Annotated in this window: 18 protein-coding genes; 12 read left to right on the top strand and 6 right to left on the bottom strand. The window is 35.7% G+C overall.

Translation table 11 applies throughout. The features are described 5' to 3' along the window. Nucleotides 1-16: 16 nt before the first annotated feature. Nucleotides 17-883, bottom strand: a complete 867-nt coding sequence (locus BAU27_RS18145) for a DUF1002 domain-containing protein (protein WP_071771574.1) — start codon at nt 881-883, stop codon at nt 17-19. A 187-nt stretch (nt 884-1070) separates the two neighbouring features. Here BAU27_RS18145 and BAU27_RS18140 point away from each other — a divergent pair, with 187 nt between their 5' ends. Together BAU27_RS18140 and ribT are read left to right on the top strand one after the other, a co-directional pair. Then, a complete protein-coding gene (locus BAU27_RS18140) occupies nt 1071-1508 on the top strand; it encodes a peptidylprolyl isomerase (RefSeq protein ID WP_000853789.1) in 438 nt (145 codons plus the stop codon). 486 nt (nt 1509-1994) lie between these two features. Then, a complete protein-coding gene (ribT, locus tag BAU27_RS18135) occupies nt 1995-2363 on the top strand; it encodes a GNAT family N-acetyltransferase RibT (protein ID WP_071746952.1) in 369 nt (122 codons plus the stop codon). 20 nt (nt 2364-2383) lie between these two features. Here ribT and BAU27_RS18130 read toward each other — a convergent pair whose 3' ends face one another. Both BAU27_RS18130 and BAU27_RS18125 read right to left on the bottom strand, forming a co-directional pair. After that, nucleotides 2384-2902 carry a DUF309 domain-containing protein gene (locus tag BAU27_RS18130; protein WP_071771573.1) on the bottom strand — a complete coding sequence of 173 codons (519 nt, stop codon included), beginning with the start codon at nt 2900-2902 and terminating at the stop codon, nt 2384-2386. 99 nt (nt 2903-3001) lie between these two features. Beyond that, nucleotides 3002-3097 carry a YjcZ family sporulation protein gene (locus BAU27_RS18125; protein ID WP_000510194.1) on the bottom strand — a complete coding sequence of 32 codons (96 nt, stop codon included), beginning with the start codon at nt 3095-3097 and terminating at the stop codon, nt 3002-3004. A gap of 169 nt (nt 3098-3266) precedes the next feature. Here BAU27_RS18125 and scpA point away from each other — a divergent pair, with 169 nt between their 5' ends. From scpA to phnF, 6 genes are all read left to right on the top strand, one after another. Beyond that, nucleotides 3267-4010 carry a segregation/condensation protein A gene (gene scpA / locus BAU27_RS18120; protein ID WP_001199766.1) on the top strand — a complete coding sequence of 248 codons (744 nt, stop codon included), beginning with the start codon at nt 3267-3269 and terminating at the stop codon, nt 4008-4010. Between the two features lie 158 nt (nt 4011-4168). Then, entirely contained in the window at nt 4169-4741 is a 573-nt protein-coding gene (scpB, locus tag BAU27_RS18110; RefSeq protein WP_000375161.1) for an SMC-Scp complex subunit ScpB, read from the top strand. A gap of 78 nt (nt 4742-4819) precedes the next feature. Further along, nucleotides 4820-5722 carry a ComEC/Rec2 family competence protein gene (locus BAU27_RS18105; protein ID WP_071771572.1) on the top strand — a complete coding sequence of 301 codons (903 nt, stop codon included), beginning with the start codon at nt 4820-4822 and terminating at the stop codon, nt 5720-5722. A 207-nt stretch (nt 5723-5929) separates the two neighbouring features. Beyond that, a complete protein-coding gene (nagA, locus tag BAU27_RS18100; RefSeq protein ID WP_071747014.1) occupies nt 5930-7072 on the top strand; it encodes an N-acetylglucosamine-6-phosphate deacetylase in 1143 nt (380 codons plus the stop codon). A 4-nt stretch (nt 7073-7076) separates the two neighbouring features. Next, a complete protein-coding gene (nagB, locus tag BAU27_RS18095) occupies nt 7077-7865 on the top strand; it encodes a glucosamine-6-phosphate deaminase (RefSeq protein ID WP_071746947.1) in 789 nt (262 codons plus the stop codon). Further along, the gene (phnF, locus tag BAU27_RS18090) at nt 7795-8526 is read left to right on the top strand and encodes a phosphonate metabolism transcriptional regulator PhnF (protein ID WP_071746946.1); all 732 of its coding nucleotides are present in this window, start codon (nt 7795-7797) and stop codon (nt 8524-8526) included. Before nagB ends, phnF begins: the two co-directional genes overlap by 71 nt. 73 nt (nt 8527-8599) lie before the next feature. Here phnF and BAU27_RS18085 read toward each other — a convergent pair whose 3' ends face one another. Beyond that, nucleotides 8600-9406: a Cof-type HAD-IIB family hydrolase gene (locus tag BAU27_RS18085; RefSeq protein WP_071771571.1), complete on the bottom strand. Its 807-nt coding sequence runs from the start codon at nt 9404-9406 to the stop codon at nt 8600-8602. A gap of 165 nt (nt 9407-9571) precedes the next feature. Here BAU27_RS18085 and glcT point away from each other — a divergent pair, with 165 nt between their 5' ends. The 4 genes from glcT (at nt 9572) to ptsP (ending at nt 14934) form a co-directional block, all read left to right on the top strand. Beyond that, nucleotides 9572-10420, top strand: a complete 849-nt coding sequence (gene glcT / locus BAU27_RS18080) for a glucose PTS transporter transcription antiterminator GlcT (protein ID WP_071746944.1) — start codon at nt 9572-9574, stop codon at nt 10418-10420. Nucleotides 10421-10759: 339 nt separating this feature from the next. Continuing rightward, a complete protein-coding gene (gene ptsG, locus BAU27_RS18075) occupies nt 10760-12823 on the top strand; it encodes a PTS glucose transporter subunit IIABC (protein ID WP_071746943.1) in 2064 nt (687 codons plus the stop codon). A 135-nt stretch (nt 12824-12958) separates the two neighbouring features. Continuing rightward, entirely contained in the window at nt 12959-13222 is a 264-nt protein-coding gene (gene ptsH, locus BAU27_RS18070) for a phosphocarrier protein HPr (RefSeq protein ID WP_000411079.1), read from the top strand. Next, nucleotides 13222-14934, top strand: a complete 1713-nt coding sequence (gene ptsP / locus BAU27_RS18065) for a phosphoenolpyruvate--protein phosphotransferase (RefSeq protein ID WP_071771570.1) — start codon at nt 13222-13224, stop codon at nt 14932-14934. The genes ptsH and ptsP overlap by 1 nt, the downstream gene beginning before the upstream one ends. A gap of 96 nt (nt 14935-15030) precedes the next feature. On the opposite strand, the gene BAU27_RS18060 is transcribed toward ptsP, so the two are convergent. Together BAU27_RS18060 and BAU27_RS18055 are read right to left on the bottom strand one after the other, a co-directional pair. After that, entirely contained in the window at nt 15031-15396 is a 366-nt protein-coding gene (locus tag BAU27_RS18060; RefSeq protein WP_071771569.1) for a DUF3915 domain-containing protein, read from the bottom strand. A 197-nt stretch (nt 15397-15593) separates the two neighbouring features. After that, nucleotides 15594-15812: a hypothetical protein gene (locus BAU27_RS18055; RefSeq protein WP_071746940.1), complete on the bottom strand. Its 219-nt coding sequence runs from the start codon at nt 15810-15812 to the stop codon at nt 15594-15596. Nucleotides 15813-16035 lie beyond the last annotated feature (223 nt).

Below are 16035 nucleotides of genomic sequence, written 5' to 3'. Positions count from 1 at the left end.
CTGACGAGCTTCTTTTTTACTTGAATAAAGATTTAACGAAATCAATGATACTAGAGAAGAAATCTTTAACTTTATCTAGGAAACTTTGCCCTTCTTCAGATCCTAAAAAGGCTGAAACGTGTTCTTTTGCTTTATCTAATTGACTGCCAACTTGATTCCAATCGATATTAAGATTTTTCATTTTATCAAATAACGCTACTAAGTTATCTAACTGTTCATCTGTCAATGTAATGCCGAGTTGATCAGCGATTTTTTTAATTAATGAACGTAAATCTTCAGTTGTTTTTGGCTGTTCTTTTGCAATTTCTTCTTTAATTTTTGCAACAAGTTGAACTGCTTTTTCTTCACCGATTTTATCACCAAGCTGGGCTGTTTGTACCATTTCTTCATTGGCTACTTTTTTTACTTCCTCAGGAATTGTTTTGTTCGAGGTTGTTTCATAGGCCTTCATTAAACCTGTTAAAGCAGCAGTTCCTGAAACTTTAAATGGTGCAGTAATTTGAATCTCTGCATCTTTCACACCCGCTGTAATAAGTGCGTTTGTGTACATTGCATCTGTTATCGAATTAATGTTTTTTGAACGTACAATGAGACCAGATCCTGGTTTTGTGTATGTAATCATAGAAGAGGAAATTGCTCTCGTACCAATTTGCGCTTTTGGTACAATTCCTTCTAGAAATTTATGTTCTTCTGCATTAGACACAGTAATGATTGTAGCATCTTTTGGCGCTTTCATTTCTTTTAACAGATCTTGTTTTTGTTGCTCAGATAAGTTCTCTCCTAGTGTGACAATTGATTCTCCCTCAATGATGTCTGCAAATGAAGCTGTTGGTATCATAAATACGGCTACAGCTAATAGCAGAGCTAGTAATTTCGTTTTCACGAAAAATCGCTCCCTTTCTCTTTCTAAAATTTTCGGGCAACACAGTTATTATAGTATATATTTCTTATTTGTCACCTAGCTTTTTCCACATTTCAAAAAAGAAGTATGTAGATTGTCGGATTCTTTTTGTTTCTAGTCATGAATGTGGTAATATAGTGCTGAGATAATTGAAAGGAGACATATACGTATGAAAACTTTAGGATACATATTAATGGAAAATGGTGAAAAAATCGAATTAGAATTTTTCCCAGAAGAGGCACCAAAAACAGTAGAAAACTTTAAAAAATTAGCAGAGCAAGGATTTTATGATGGTGTGACATTCCACCGCGTTATTCCTGGCTTCGTAAGCCAAGGTGGAGACCCAACAGGCACAGGAGCAGGTGGCCCAGGTTACTCTATCCCATGTGAAACTGATGGAAATCCTCATAGACATCTTGTTGGCTCACTTTCTATGGCACATGCTGGCCGTAACACAGGTGGTAGCCAATTCTTTGTTGTTCATGAGCCACAGCCGCATTTAGATGGCGTACATACTGTATTCGGTAAAGCAACAAGCGGTATTGAAACAGTATTAAACATGCGTCAAGGCGATGTAATGAAAGAAGTTAAAGTTTGGGAAGAATAAGTTACAAGAAAAAGAGAGCGATTATGCTCTCTTTTTTTATTTCGTATGAACAATAATTGGTATATATCTCGAAATATATGATGTAAATAGGACGGCTACTAACGTTAAAATATATTGTTCATGAGAACATAATTTTAACAAAATACATAGAATGGAGTACCAATTATATGCTTCAATAAATGGATTTCTCTTAACATATTGTTTTTAATAGAACTATTTCGTTCAAAAGTGATTAATAATTAAAATGTGATGAGCAGGGGGATTCTCCTTTTAGTTTCTATACAGTATTGTCTCTTTTCTGAGCGGTATAATAGAAAAAAATAGCGTGGAAACATATATTTGACTTTCTTCTTAACGCTTTGTATGATTATCAAGTTGTTTCAGCCTCTTCTCACTCTGTTAAAAATATTGTAGAATGAATGTGATATGAAAAGAGTGACTGAGGGGATAAATAGTTTGTAACTTTTGTAAGAAGGGATAAGGGTTATGTTAATTCGTTTTAAAAAAAGTTATGAAAAAATTGCAATGGGGCTTCTTTCATTTATGCCAACTGAAAAAGATGTGAAAACATTACAATTGACAATGAAAGAGTATGAGGCGAAAGAGGATTGGCAATTGTATTTGTGGAAACAAAATGAAGATTTTGTTGGGATAATGGGGATTATAAAAAAAGAAGATCAGGTATTGGAAATTCAGCATTTGAGCGTGAATCCGTCTCACCGTCATATGGGTATTGGGACGAAGATGGTTCAAGAGCTTAAGAGTAAATTCCTTGAGTTTACAATTTGCGGAAATGAGCAAACAGCAAGTTTTTGCAAAAAGTGTAAAGAGTTTGAACAAAATATACATTCATAAAAGCAGGGATAAGTAGTTTATTATCTCTGCTTTCTTTTTTGTAGTTGTTCGTGTCGTTCAGAAATAACTTCTGTTCGATCACGCAATGTGTGCTTATTTATGATGCATTCACCAGGAATAACGTTCGCATCTTTCCAAGAGAGGTTTTGTTTCGTACATAACTGTATGCATTGTTTTTCTAACGATACGTCTAATAATGGTAAAAATAACGGGGCGAAATTTTCCTTTTTGTGGATAGATTGTAATCTTTCATTTAATAAGAATGTAAGTTGTTTATGATCTATTCCGAATTGATGTAATTGCGCGCTGTTCTTTTCTAAAATTGTTATTGCGCTTTTTATCATCTTCTCTGCACCATTCCAATTGGATCGTCTATGATGGTATAAGGAAACAGCAATTTGAATGAGACCGACTAAGTAATTGTCACGTTCTCCTCTAGGCTTTAATTTCCAATACTCTTCTAGTATTTCATGACATTCAAAATAATCATAGTCTCCGTGAAAATGAATTAAAAATTGTATGTACTCGGTAGGATACATTTTTTTCGCTCCTGTCTAACGGTTATATGTACAGTGTATCATAGAAATATTAACAATAAGCGACTAGGGAAATATCCCTGGTCGCTTTATTGCTTCATATTAGCAGAAGCAAGCTGCTCCTACAATGATTAGTAAAATGAACAGTACAACAAGTAATGCGAATCCACCGCTAAAACCGCAATCAACGTGACCCATAGTTTTTTGACCTCCTACATTGTTCTTACTACATTGTTATCATATGAAGCGGTGGGCATTATGACATGGGCATAGGTCTATTTTTAATTAAATTTCTTAAAAAGGTTGGATAGAACATGAGTATGCTCTATACTTATGTTGTTATAGAAAAAATGTGGTGGGATGCTTTGTGCAGTATAATTTTAAAGTAGAGGCTTTTGAAGGGCCTTTAGATCTATTGTTACACTTAATACATCGTTACGAAATTGATATATATAATATTCCTGTAGCGGAAATTACAGAGCAATATCTATCTTATGTCCATACGATGAAAGAACTACAATTAGATGTTGCCAGTGAGTATTTAGTAATGGCTGCAACGTTATTACAAATTAAAAGTAAAATGTTGTTACCGAAACAAGAAGAAGATGTACCTGATAACGGTGAAGACTTTATAGATGACCCTCGTCAAGAATTGATGGAGAGGTTAATTGAATATAAGAAATATAAGCAAGTTGCTACTGAGTTAAAAGAAAGAGAACAAGAAAGAGCACAGCTATATACACGTCCGCCAATTGATTTTACATCATTTCAACAAGAAGAGGAGACAAGTTTACCTCTTGATGTTACGTTATATGATATGTTAGCGGCATTTCAAAAGCTAATGCGTCGTAAAAAAGCAAAGAAACCCGTAACAACGCGAATTACTCGCCAAGAAATACCAATTGAACAGCGAATGACTGATATTCTACAACAGTTAGAAGTAAAAGGCGGTCGTCAAAGCTTTTATGATTTGTTTGCTGATGAAGAACGTGAAATAATGGTTGTAACATTTTTAGCGGTTCTTGAGCTGATGAAAAATCAACAAATCATAATTGAGCAAGAACATAATTTTGATGAAATTTTCGTATCAAGCTCTAGTAAATCCGTATAGAGCCAGCATATGAAGATGGGGTAGAAATATTTTATCTCATGTTAGGTTTTAATGTATCGTTTGGAACGAGAGAAGAAATATTGAACCGAACGCATTTACTGTGATTCGGTTTTTTTATGTGTATTTTTATAGAAAAATAGGAGGAAGGAGTTCGTAAAATGGATAGAAAAGAACAAAAAGCGATTATTGAAGGGCTTTTATTTGTTGCAGGTGACGAAGGGATTTATCCGGAACAGATAGCTAAAGTTCTGGAAGTTGAAGTGGAAGAAGTAATAAATAGTATAGAGGAAATGCAAAAAGAATGTGAAGGATCGAACCGCGGTTTGCAAATTGTACAATATGCAAAAGTGTATCGTTTTGCAACAAAGAAAGAACATGCGGCATACTATCAAAAATTAATAGATACCCCAACAACGGCTTCACTGTCTCAAGCAGCTCTTGAAACGTTGGCAATCGTTGCGTACCGTCAACCGATTACAAGGACAGAAATGGAAGAGATTCGAGGAGTGAAAACAGACAAGGCATTACAAACGTTAGTTTCACACTTACTTATAAAAGAAATGGGAAGAGCAGAAGGGCCGGGGCGTCCTATCTTATACGGAACGACGAAAGAGTTTTTAGATACATTTGGATTGAAAACGCTAGATGATTTACCACCTCTTTCGGAAGAAAATGAACAAATGAATGAAGCAGATTTATTCTTCGGTTCTTTACAGGAATTATCAAAATAAAAGCTTAGCATTTTGCTAAGCTTTTTTTGTATATCAATTACAGAGCGTGCCATACTAAATGAAAAAAGGAGACGAGTTATGAGAGGTGTACGGAATATTCTATTGTTGGTTTCTGTTTTATTATGTTTTACGTTAAACAGCGCATCGGCTAAAAGATATATGATGTCTATTCATACTGCGTCTTCTATACATATGCAGCGGCAACATTTTGGTAAAATGAAAGTGAGTTTTTTAAAAGTTGGACAAGGTGATGCGACACTTATTACATTGCCAAATGGTCAAACGATGTTAATAGATGGGGGGCCTTATGAAGCGGGAGAGGTCATTATTCAAAAACTAATTGAAAAAAGAATTAATCATTTAGATGTGATTGTAAGTACTCATCCTGATATGGACCATATAGGAGGACTTATTCCAATTGTAGAGCAAATGCCAGTTTCCCTCGTATTAGATAGCGGGAAAACATATAGTTCATTTACTTATCATACGTATCGAAATAATATTAAAAAAAGGGGCATTCCTTTCATTTCAGTGAAGGAAGGACAATACATACCGCTAGATCCACATGTTTCTATACAAGTATTGAACAATGGGAAATCGAAAGACGAGAATAACGAGTCTTCAATTGTATTAAAGATTCGATATGGTAAAGCGGACTTTTTATTAATGGGTGATGCTGATATACGGACAGAAAATGAAATATTAAAGCAATTTGATGTACATGCAGATATATTAAAAGTAGGGCATCATGGCTCGTATACTTCAACGAGTGAAACATTTTTAAAAAAAGTAGACCCACAATTCGCTATTCTTTCGTACGGGAGTAGAAATCCATATGGACATCCTCATCAAAGTGTTGTAAGACGATTAAAACAGCGTGGTATAATGATATACGGAACAAACAAGCGTACAGTAGAAATAGAAACAGACGGTGAACATATTACTATGGGGTCGAGCGGTCTTATGCCATTACTTAAGTAATTAATTATATAAGAAGGTATTTTCCATTTTGGAAAAAATGAATAACATATATTATAATGAAAAAGAAATAAATTTCCTTTTTTCTGCTGAATGAAGAGGAAATTTCATTAGAATGTATAGACAACTACTCGTGTGTATATTAAGATGGAATTAGGCGAATAAGGTAATAATAACAAGTAGGTATTTCATGGGAAAGGATCGATGAAAATGAAAACGCAAGTTGTCATCAATGCCAAAATTTATACAGGTAAAGAAGTAGTGGAAAACGGATTTATTCGTTACGCAGAAACAATTAAAGAAATTGGTTTGATGGCTCAATATGTATCACAAGAAAATGAAACTGTGTTAGATGCGGCAGGAAAGATTGTGATTCCAGGTATGATTGATGTTCATATTCATGGTGGATACGATATTGATGCGATGGATGCAAATAGCGATGGATTAGTAACTCTTGGTAAAGAAATGTTAAAAGAAGGAGTTACAACTTACTTCCCAACAACAATGACACAAGCTCCAGAAGCGATTGAAGCGGCGCTAAGTGCTGCGAAGGAAGCGAAAGATAAGGGAGCACATTTCGAATATATTCACTTAGAAGGACCATATGTTTCAAAAAAACGTGCGGGTGCACAACCACTTGAACATATTGTTCCTGCGAGTATCGAGCAATTTAAACAATGGCAGGAAGCAAGCGGTAATCTAATTAAATTAGTAACATATGCACCGGAAGAAGAAGGTGCGTTAGAGTTTGAACGGTATCTTGCTGAAACAGGTGTTGTTGGCACAATGGGGCATACAGATGCGATTGATGCACAACTGAAAAATAGAAAAATTACACATGCAACACATTTATACAATCAAATGCGTGGATTACATCACCGTGAACCAGGAGTTGTTGGTCATGTGTTATTAAATCCAGATGTAATGGTTGAAGTAATTACAGATGGTATTCACATTCACCCTGATATGGTGAAATTAGCATATAAATTAAAAGGACCGAAAAAAGTAAGTGTCATTACAGATGCAATGCGTGCAAAAGGTCTTGAAGATGGATTATATGAGCTTGGCGGACAGCCAGTACATGTAAAAGATGGCAGTGCCCGATTAGAAGATGGAACGTTAGCTGGTAGTATTTTGAAAATGGATCAAGCTTTCCGAAATGTAATTGAATTTACAGGATGTTCAATCGAGGATGCAGTACTCATGACATCGGTTAACCAAGCAGAAGAGTTTGGATTAAATAATAAAGGTGCGTTAGCGGCAGGTAAAGATGCAGACTTTGTTGTTATGACTGAAGAATTACATGTATATGATACGGTTCGTTTAGGAATTCATATGAAGGAAGGGAAGTAATTAGATGAACATTCTTGTTGTAAAAACTCCAGAAGAATTAGCAGAAGCAGGTTTCAAGTTAATTGAAGAAGTTGTAAAATTAAAAGAAAATCCAACATTAGGAATGGCTACAGGAAGCTCTCCATTAGGTATTTATGCAGAAATGCGAAAAAATAAACTTGATACAAGTCATACAACCACTGTAAACTTAGATGAGTACGTAAATTTACCACACGAAGATAAAAACAGCTATCACTATTTCATGCAAGAACAGTTGTTTGATCATCTTCCATTTAAACAAACTTATGTACCAAACGGGATGGCAAGTGATTTAGAGGAAGAGTGCAAGCGTTATGAAGGCATTCTAGCAGCTAACCCAGTTGACTTACAGATTCTTGGAATCGGTGAAAACGGTCACATCGGATTTAATGAGCCAGGAACACCATTTAATTCTCCAACTAACATTGTGGAATTAACAGAATCTACACGCCAAGCAAATCTTCGCTTCTTTGAAAATGAAGAAGATGTGCCGACTCATGCGATTACAATGGGAATTGGAAGCATTATGAAAGCGAAACAAATTCTACTTGTTGCTATGGGATCTAAAAAGGCAGAAGCTATTAAAGAATTATTGCAAGGTGAATATAGTGAGGCGTGTCCTGCTACAGTTTTACAACGTCATCCGAATGTAACCGTAATCGCAGATCCAGAAGCTCTATCTTTATGCAGTGAGGCGATTGCTGATGAACATCGACAAGTATTCACCATTTCCGATCTATTATCAGATTCAAGAGTGGGTGAAACAGCTAATTGAGGACGGCGAATGGAAGCCGGGAGATAAAATTCCATCTGAGAATGAACTTTGTGATAAGTTCGAAGTGAGTCGTATGACAATCAGACAGGCAATTAATAACTTAGTGGAACAAGGGTATTTATACCGGAAGCGTGGAATTGGAACGTTCGTCCAACTTCCGAAAGTGGAGCAAAAGTTGCAAGGGATGACGGGATTCACAGAAGACATGATTTCTCGTGGTATGAAACCGAGCAGCCAGTTATTAAGTTTCCGCCTAGTTCCAGCTACTGCTAAAATAGCAGACCGGCTAAGAATACAAGAGGGAGAATCGGTTTATGAGGTGAGGCGTACTCGCTTAGCTGATGACGAACCGATTGCATTTGAGACGACATATTTGTCGCCAACTCTTGTGAAAGATATTAACGAAGAAATATTGCAACAATCTTTATATGAACATTTAGAGAAAAAACTGGGCTTTAAGCTAGTTCGCGCTACTCAGTCAATTGAGGCTTCAATTGCAACGGATAACGAAGCTGAACATCTGCATATTCCTAAAAAGGCGCCTGTACTTGTAATGCGTCAATGGTCTTATTCAGAAGGTGAGTTACCGTTAGAGTATGTGAAATGTATTTATCGTGGTGACCGTTATAAGTTTATTACGAACATCGCACGTAACAAGTAATATATTTCAGTTTGTGAAGTACAGTGAACTTTGATGTTTTCAACATGTAAAGAAATAAAAATACGACTCATCCTTATAAGGAGTGAGTCGTATTTTTATTATGAGCAATTACGTGGTTAACTGCATCTTTAACCGTATTTACTACATAGTGAGCGTGCTCTTTTACTGCGTCATCTGCTTGAGACATAGCAAAACTGTGAGGAGTTAAAGAGAACATTGGAATATCATTATAAGAATCCCCTATGCAAGCAATTTCCTCTGGTTGTATTTGAAATTCTTTTAATAAAATAGAAATAGCAGAACCTTTACTAATATTAGGTGGCATTACATCTAAACATTGTTCTGCTGAAATGAAGGTGCTAACTTTTCCATGAAATTTTTCATCAATTTTTTTCTGGAGGAGTTGTAAGCTTTCCTTCGTTCCACCGACAGAAATTTTATTTGGAAAAATTGTATCATCAATTTTCTGTAATAGATTAGGTTCTTCAACAGAAGTCATCGTTACTTGTTGTTCAAGTTCATGAATAAACGGTGTTTTTTCTTCAATGTAGTAGTTATGTTCATCACTTACATAACGGAAATAAGGGTCTTCATTTGTCATAGCTAACAAATCTGGAAGAATGCTGGAATCGAAAGTTGCAGATAATAGCTGCTTATTTTCATGTGTATATACAAAAACACCATTTACACTAATGCGATGGAAATTTGTATTAACCGCTCTCATTAAGTCTGCAATTTCATTATCAAGTCTTCCAGAAGCGAAACAAAGAATTACATTTTGTTCAGCTAAGCTGCGTAAAGCGATAACATCTTGTTCGTCAATAAAACCTCCGTGTTGCATCATCGTTCCATCAATATCACTTACAAACATTTTAATCATGTTGCAATCTCCTTTCTATGTACAGTTGCCCTTACATTATACGCATCATATACAAACATGTCTAAAAAATGAATTTTTATTAAATGGTAGATGTTTTACATTGACGACAAAGAAGAATATTCTGTAACATAAAAGTAGGCTATTTAAGTACGAGGGTGGTGTTATATGAGTAATTATCTAGAAATTAAAAAAGTTTTAAATAATAATGTCATCATTGCTAGCCATCCTGAACACGAGGAAGTAGTAGTGATTGGTAAAGGAATTGGATTTGGGAAAAAGGCTGAAGATGTGTTGGAGCAAGAACAAATTGAGAAAATGTTTGTTTTAAAAAATGAACGTGATCGTGAACAATACAAACTTTTAGTACCACATGTGAGTGAAAAGCTAATTGAATTGATGAATGATATTATGTTCTACATTCAAGAAAAGGCAAAATCGCCATTAAATGAACATATTCACATTGCTTTAACAGATCATATTTCTTTTGCAATTAAAAGGCTGAAACAAGGACTTACAATAGATAATCCTTTTTTAGTTGAAACGAAAATGCTATATCCAGAGGAATATGAAATCGCTGAAGGTGTTGTAGATCTTTTAAATTCTCGTTTGCAAATTACATTGCCAGAAGGGGAAGTTGGCTTTATCGCACTTCACATTTACAGCTCGCTTACAAACTCTGATTTATCTTCTGTTAATCAAAATTCTCGTCTTATTGCACAACTTGTGTCTTTAATTGAGACAAGCCTACAAATTACATTAGACCAAGAAAGCATTCATTATTTACGCCTTATTCGCCATTTACAATATGCTATTGAGCGGGTGAAAAAAGGAGAAAAAGTAGAAGAAGCACAGAGTTTTGCTGATTTATTAAAGTTGGAATATCCAGTTTGTTATAATTTGGCGTGGAAACTAGTCAAAGTAATGCAGAAAGAATTGCAACTTCCTGTATATGAAGCGGAGAGTATTTATTTAACGATGCATTTACAACGATTAGTGAAAGCAGAACATGTGTAAAAAGACATATATTTTTGTCTAAAATGAAAACGTTAAAAAAAATGATTGAATCGCTTACAATAGTTATGTATAATAACTATTGCAAAGTTATACAAAATTCGACAAACACATTAAGGTAAGTAACGAAAACGTTTGCCTTAATTATAGTGAACTTATACGTAATCCTATTTTTGACACGTGTTACTGATTCGATCAGGCATGAGTGGAGAAAAGTTGGGAATGTAAGCTAAATAAAGGGACATACTACCCTTTGTATAGCTATCGTTCTATCTTTTTTTCCTCATGCCTTTTTGGCGTTTGTCGAAAAGTATCAATATAGATAAGAGAGGAAGGGTTTCCATGTTTAAGAAGATCTTTGGTGTTCTTCAAAAAGTCGGAAAAGCGCTTATGCTTCCAGTAGCGATTTTACCGGCAGCAGGTATTTTACTTGGATTTGGTAATGCATTTCAAAATCCACAGCTAACAAATGTTATTCCTGCTTTAAAAGCAGATTGGTTCGTAATGGTTGCAAAAATTATGGAACAATCGGGTGATATTATTTTCGCTAACCTTGCATTATTATTCGCAGTTGGGGTAGCGATCGGTTTAGCCGGTGGAGACGGAGTAGCTGGTTTAGCAGCATTCGTCGGCTACTTAATTATGAACAAAACGATGAGTGTGTTCTTAGAAGTAGATAAGCTAGTGAAAGTAACAAGTTCTGGAACAGATCCAGTGAAAATTGGATTTGCAGATCCAGCATATGCAAACGTATTAGGAATTCCAACGCTACAAACAGGAGTATTTGGTGGTATTATCGTCGGGATAGTAGCTGCATATTGCTACAATAAATACTTCAACATTGAATTACCATCATACTTAGGTTTCTTTGCAGGTAAGCGTTTCGTACCGATCGCAACTGCAACATTCTCTTTAGTAGTAGGTATTATCATGTGCTTCGTTTGGCCATACATTCAAGGTGGCTTAAATACGTTCTCACATCAAATGATTGATGCAAATAGAACGTTAGCAGCATTTATATTCGGTTTAATTGAACGTTCATTAATTCCATTTGGATTACATCATATTTTCTATTCACCGTTCTGGTTCGAATTCGGTCAGTATACAAATGCAGCTGGCGAATTAATCCGCGGTGACCAAAAAATCTTTATGGCACAGTTAAAAGATGGTGTAGAATTAACAGCAGGTACATTTACAACTGGTAAGTATCCGTTCATGATGTTCGGTCTTCCAGCTGCCGCTTTAGCAATGTACCATGAAGCACGTCCAGAAAATAAAAAATTAGCAGCAGGTATTTTAGGTTCTGCTGCATTAACATCTTTCTTAACAGGTATTACAGAACCACTTGAATTTTCATTCTTATTCGTAGCACCAGTATTATTCGGAATTCACGCAGTATTCGCTGGTCTATCATTTATGACAATGCAAATTTTAGGTGTTAAAATTGGTATGACGTTCTCTGGTGGTTTAATCGACTTTATCTTATTCGGTGTACTACCAGGCCGTACAGCATGGTGGTGGGTAATTATTGTTGGTCTTGTACTAGCAGTGATTTACTACTTCGGATTCCGCTTTGCAATTCGTAAATGGGATTTAAAAACACCTGGTCGTGAAGTAGCAAATGCTAATGACGGCGCAGGAAAAACAGAAGCAGGTGAACTTCCACGTGAAGTATTAGTAGCACTTGGTGGTAAAGAAAACATCGCTTCTTTAGATGCTTGTATTACTCGTTTACGTGTACAAGTTAACGAACAAAAGAATGTAAATAAAGACCGCTTAAAAGAGCTTGGAGCAGCTGGTGTACTTGAAGTTGGAAATAACATTCAAGCTATTTTCGGACCGAAATCTGACACATTAAAATCACAAATTCATGATATTATGTCAGGTCGTACACCTCATGTTGAAAAAGAAGAGCCTGTAAAAGTGGAAGAAACTCCTCAACAAGTTGATGAAAATGAAACAATCGTTTCACCAATTGAAGGGAAAATCTTACCGATTACAGAAGTACCTGACCAAGTATTCTCAGGGAAAATGATGGGAGATGGATTTGCGATTGAGCCAACAGAAGGAACAGTAGTTTCTCCAGTTAATGGTGAGATTGTAAATGTATTCCCTACAAAACATGCGATTGGTATTCAGTCTGAAGGCGGAAAAGAAATTTTAATCCACTTTGGTATTGATACTGTAAAATTAAATGGTGAAGGATTTGAAGCGCTTGTAGCACAAGGTGATAAAGTGAAGCAAGGACAACCATTATTAAAAGTAGATCTTGCATTTGTAAAAGAAAATGCACCATCTATTATTACACCAATCGTCTTTACGAATTTACAACAAGGGCAACAAGTCGAATTGAAAAAAGATGGAAATGTTAAAAAGGGCGAAAACGCTATTATTGACATTCAATAGGAATTTGACGCAAAATGTTTATAATTATAATAGGCGATGTGGTTGACCGAACATCGCCTATTATATACAATAGATGATGTAGTACTCACGTCTATACAACTAAAAAAATACGTAATTTAAAGGAGATAAATTATCATGGAAAAAATCTTTAAAGTAACTAGCGATTCAGGAATTCATGCTCGTCCAGCAACTCTACTTGTAAACACTGCAAGCAAATTTGGTTCTGACATTAACTTAGAGTATAACGGAAAAAACGTTAACTTAAAATCAATCATGGGTGTTATGTCTTTAGGAATTCAACAAGGCGCGGAAATTAAGATCACTGCAAATGGTGATGATGCAGCTCAAGCACTAGCAGCTATCGAAGAAACTATGAAAAACGAAGGATTAGGAGAATAATGACTCTTAATATCCAAGGGATTGCTGCATCAAGTGGGATTGCTATTGCAAAGGCTTTCAGACTTGAGAATCCTGAATTTAACATTGAAAAGAAATCAATTACGAACGAAGCTGCTGAAATTGCACGCTTAGACGCTGCGCTTGAGAAAGCAAAATCTGAACTAGAAGCTATTAAGGACCACGCTTTTGCTGAGCTAGGTGCTGATAAAGCTGCTATCTTTGAAGCACATTTATTAGTATTAAATGATCCAGAATTAGTAAATCCAGTAAAAGATAAAGTAAATAGCGAAAAAGTAAATGCTGAATTTGCAATGGATGAAGTTGCATCAATGTTTATTTCTATGTTTGAAAACATGGATAACGAATATATGAAAGAACGTGCTGCGGATATTCGCGACGTAACAAAACGCGTTCTTGCACATTTACTAGGCATTAACTTCTCAAATCCTGGTACAATTTCTGAAGAAGTAATCATCATTGCTGAAGATTTAACACCATCTGATACAGCTCAGTTAAACCGTAAGTATGCAAAAGGTTTCACAACTGATATCGGTGGACGTACATCTCACTCTGCAATTATGGCTCGTTCTATGGAAATTCCAGCTGTTGTTGGTACGAAAGTTGTTATGGAGAAAATCCAAAACGGCGATATCGTAATCATTGACGGTTTAGATGGAGAAGTAATTGTAAATCCATCAGAAGAAACTCTTCGTTCGTTTGAAGAAAAGAAGGCGAAATTTGAAGAGCAAAAAGCTGTATGGGCAAAATTAAAAGACCAAGCTACTGTAACAAGCGATGGACATCACGTTGAGCTTGTTGCTAATATCGGAACACCAAATGATGTACAAGGTATTATCGATAATGGCGGAGAAGGCGTTGGTTTATACCGTACAGAATTCTTATACATGGGCCGTGACAATCTTCCAACAGAAGAAGAGCAGTTCGATGCGTATAAAGCAGTTCTTGAAGGTGTAAAAGAAGGTCAACCTGTCGTTGTTCGTACACTTGACATCGGTGGAGATAAAGAGCTTCCATACTTACATTTACCAAAAGAAATGAACCCATTCTTAGGATACCGTGCAATTCGCTTATGTCTTGATGAGCAAGATGTGTTCCGTACACAACTTCGTGCATTACTTCGTGCTAGCGTATACGGTAACTTAAAAATTATGTTCCCAATGATTGCAACTCTTGATGAGTTCCGTCAAGCGAAAGCGATCTTATTAGAAGAGAAAGCAAAACTTGTAGAAGCGGGTACAACTGTTTCTAATTCTATTGAAGTTGGTATGATGGTTGAAATCCCAGCTTCAGCAGTATTAGCAGATCAATTCGCAAAAGAAGTTGATTTCTTCTCTATCGGAACAAATGACTTAATCCAATACACAATGGCTGCGGACCGTATGAACGAACAAGTAGCTTACTTATACCAACCATATAACCCATCTATTTTACGTCTTGTAAAAATGGTTATCGATGCTGCTCACAAAGAGGGCAAATGGGCTGGTATGTGTGGTGAGATGGCGGGAGATTCACTTGCTATCCCATTATTATTAGGATTAGGCTTAGATGAGTTCAGTATGAGTGCAACATCTATCCTTCCTGCAAGAACACAACTAAGCAAGTTGTCAAAAGCAGAAATGGAAACATTAGCAGAAAAAGCATTAACAATGTCAACTGCTGAAGAAGTTGTTGAATTAGTTAAAAGCATATAATAGTAAAAAAACCTGAGTCGATTTGAAATCGGTCTCAGGTTTTTTCTAGGAGAAAAGCAAATCTTATTTTCTTACTATAGAGGATAAGGAACAGAATTAGATAGCGATTGCAACGATATCAGTTGGGCATACACGTAAAATACCAGTAAAAGTATTTTGATTGTTCTTACCGTCTTTATTGTTATTGTTATCTTTGTTATCGTTATTACGAGCTAAAGCAGAGAAAAGAGCAACGCCGTTAGCGAAACCTTCAAAAATTACATTGTTGAATGTTCCGTTACCTCTAATGCTTAAAAGAGAAATCTCTGTTCCAACTGAAATGTTAGCAAGTACGTGACATACAGCAGTTCGTTGTGGTCTAACTTCTTCTTTCTCTTTCTCGCGATGGTCGCGATGGTCACACTCTCTTTCACGATGATGACAGTCTCTAAAGTTATCACAGCATCCAAATGATCCAAACATAATCCTCATCACCCCCTTCACACTTATAATCTATGTAAGTTCGGCAGTCGGTGACTGGACAGAGAATGAAATTTTTACTAGGGGATTTTCTCATTTTAAATGACTAGCTGGGTGTTTATTACGGAATGATGTTTAAAATAGGGGAAATATCACAAAAAAATGTAAAGACCACCGAAATGAAATAAATTAGGTAGCCTTTACACTTTTTTGCTTTTATATAAAACGATGATATATACAGGAAGAGCTAGGAGTAGCGGTGCAATGGATCGTGCAGTATGTTTTTCTGCTTCTAATTGGAACACTTCTTCTTTTGGGAATTGTAACACTGATATGTTTGCAGCATCGCCAATAAAATATAGCAGTAGTACAGTTACTATGTAACTTAAAAGTGCGATAAAGCTTCCGTATGAACTCAATGAAAATCCCTCTCTTGTTATCTATTTGTTATCATTGTATCACAATTGTAACAAAAATACACGGTTATCTTTCGGTGGTTTAACAAATTTCGACACAAAACGCCATATTCGTTTATGGATATAGCATGAAAATTACGATTTCTCTATGTATAGATGTCGAATAATACATTGTAATATTACGGATGTGTGACAGAATATAAAAAAACGAAGGTAATGAAATTAC

The organism is Bacillus sp. NH11B (genome assembly GCF_001884205.1).
Classification (GTDB): Bacteria; Bacillota; Bacilli; order Bacillales; family Bacillaceae_G; genus Bacillus_A; species Bacillus_A proteolyticus.
The sequence above is the reverse complement of the archived record's forward strand: the minus strand, read 5'-3'. Positions and strand labels throughout refer to the sequence as shown.

Coding starts and splice junctions, on each gene's coding strand:
- BAU27_RS18140 (WP_000853789.1), top strand. CDS start 1,071: ATGAAAACTTTAGGATACATATTAATGGAAAATGGTGAAAAAATCGAA.
- ribT (WP_071746952.1), top strand. CDS start 1,995: ATGTTAATTCGTTTTAAAAAAAGTTATGAAAAAATTGCAATGGGGCTT.
- BAU27_RS18130 (WP_071771573.1), bottom strand. CDS start 2,902: ATGTATCCTACCGAGTACATACAATTTTTAATTCATTTTCACGGAGAC.
- BAU27_RS18125 (WP_000510194.1), bottom strand. CDS start 3,097: ATGGGTCACGTTGATTGCGGTTTTAGCGGTGGATTCGCATTACTTGTT.
- scpB (WP_000375161.1), top strand. CDS start 4,169: ATGGATAGAAAAGAACAAAAAGCGATTATTGAAGGGCTTTTATTTGTT.
- BAU27_RS18105 (WP_071771572.1), top strand. CDS start 4,820: ATGAGAGGTGTACGGAATATTCTATTGTTGGTTTCTGTTTTATTATGT.
- nagA (WP_071747014.1), top strand. CDS start 5,930: ATGAAAACGCAAGTTGTCATCAATGCCAAAATTTATACAGGTAAAGAA.
- nagB (WP_071746947.1), top strand. CDS start 7,077: ATGAACATTCTTGTTGTAAAAACTCCAGAAGAATTAGCAGAAGCAGGT.
- phnF (WP_071746946.1), top strand. CDS start 7,795: ATGAACATCGACAAGTATTCACCATTTCCGATCTATTATCAGATTCAA.
- BAU27_RS18085 (WP_071771571.1), bottom strand. CDS start 9,406: ATGATTAAAATGTTTGTAAGTGATATTGATGGAACGATGATGCAACAC.
- glcT (WP_071746944.1), top strand. CDS start 9,572: ATGAGTAATTATCTAGAAATTAAAAAAGTTTTAAATAATAATGTCATC.
- ptsG (WP_071746943.1), top strand. CDS start 10,760: ATGTTTAAGAAGATCTTTGGTGTTCTTCAAAAAGTCGGAAAAGCGCTT.
- ptsH (WP_000411079.1), top strand. CDS start 12,959: ATGGAAAAAATCTTTAAAGTAACTAGCGATTCAGGAATTCATGCTCGT.
- ptsP (WP_071771570.1), top strand. CDS start 13,222: ATGACTCTTAATATCCAAGGGATTGCTGCATCAAGTGGGATTGCTATT.
- BAU27_RS18060 (WP_071771569.1), bottom strand. CDS start 15,396: ATGTTTGGATCATTTGGATGCTGTGATAACTTTAGAGACTGTCATCAT.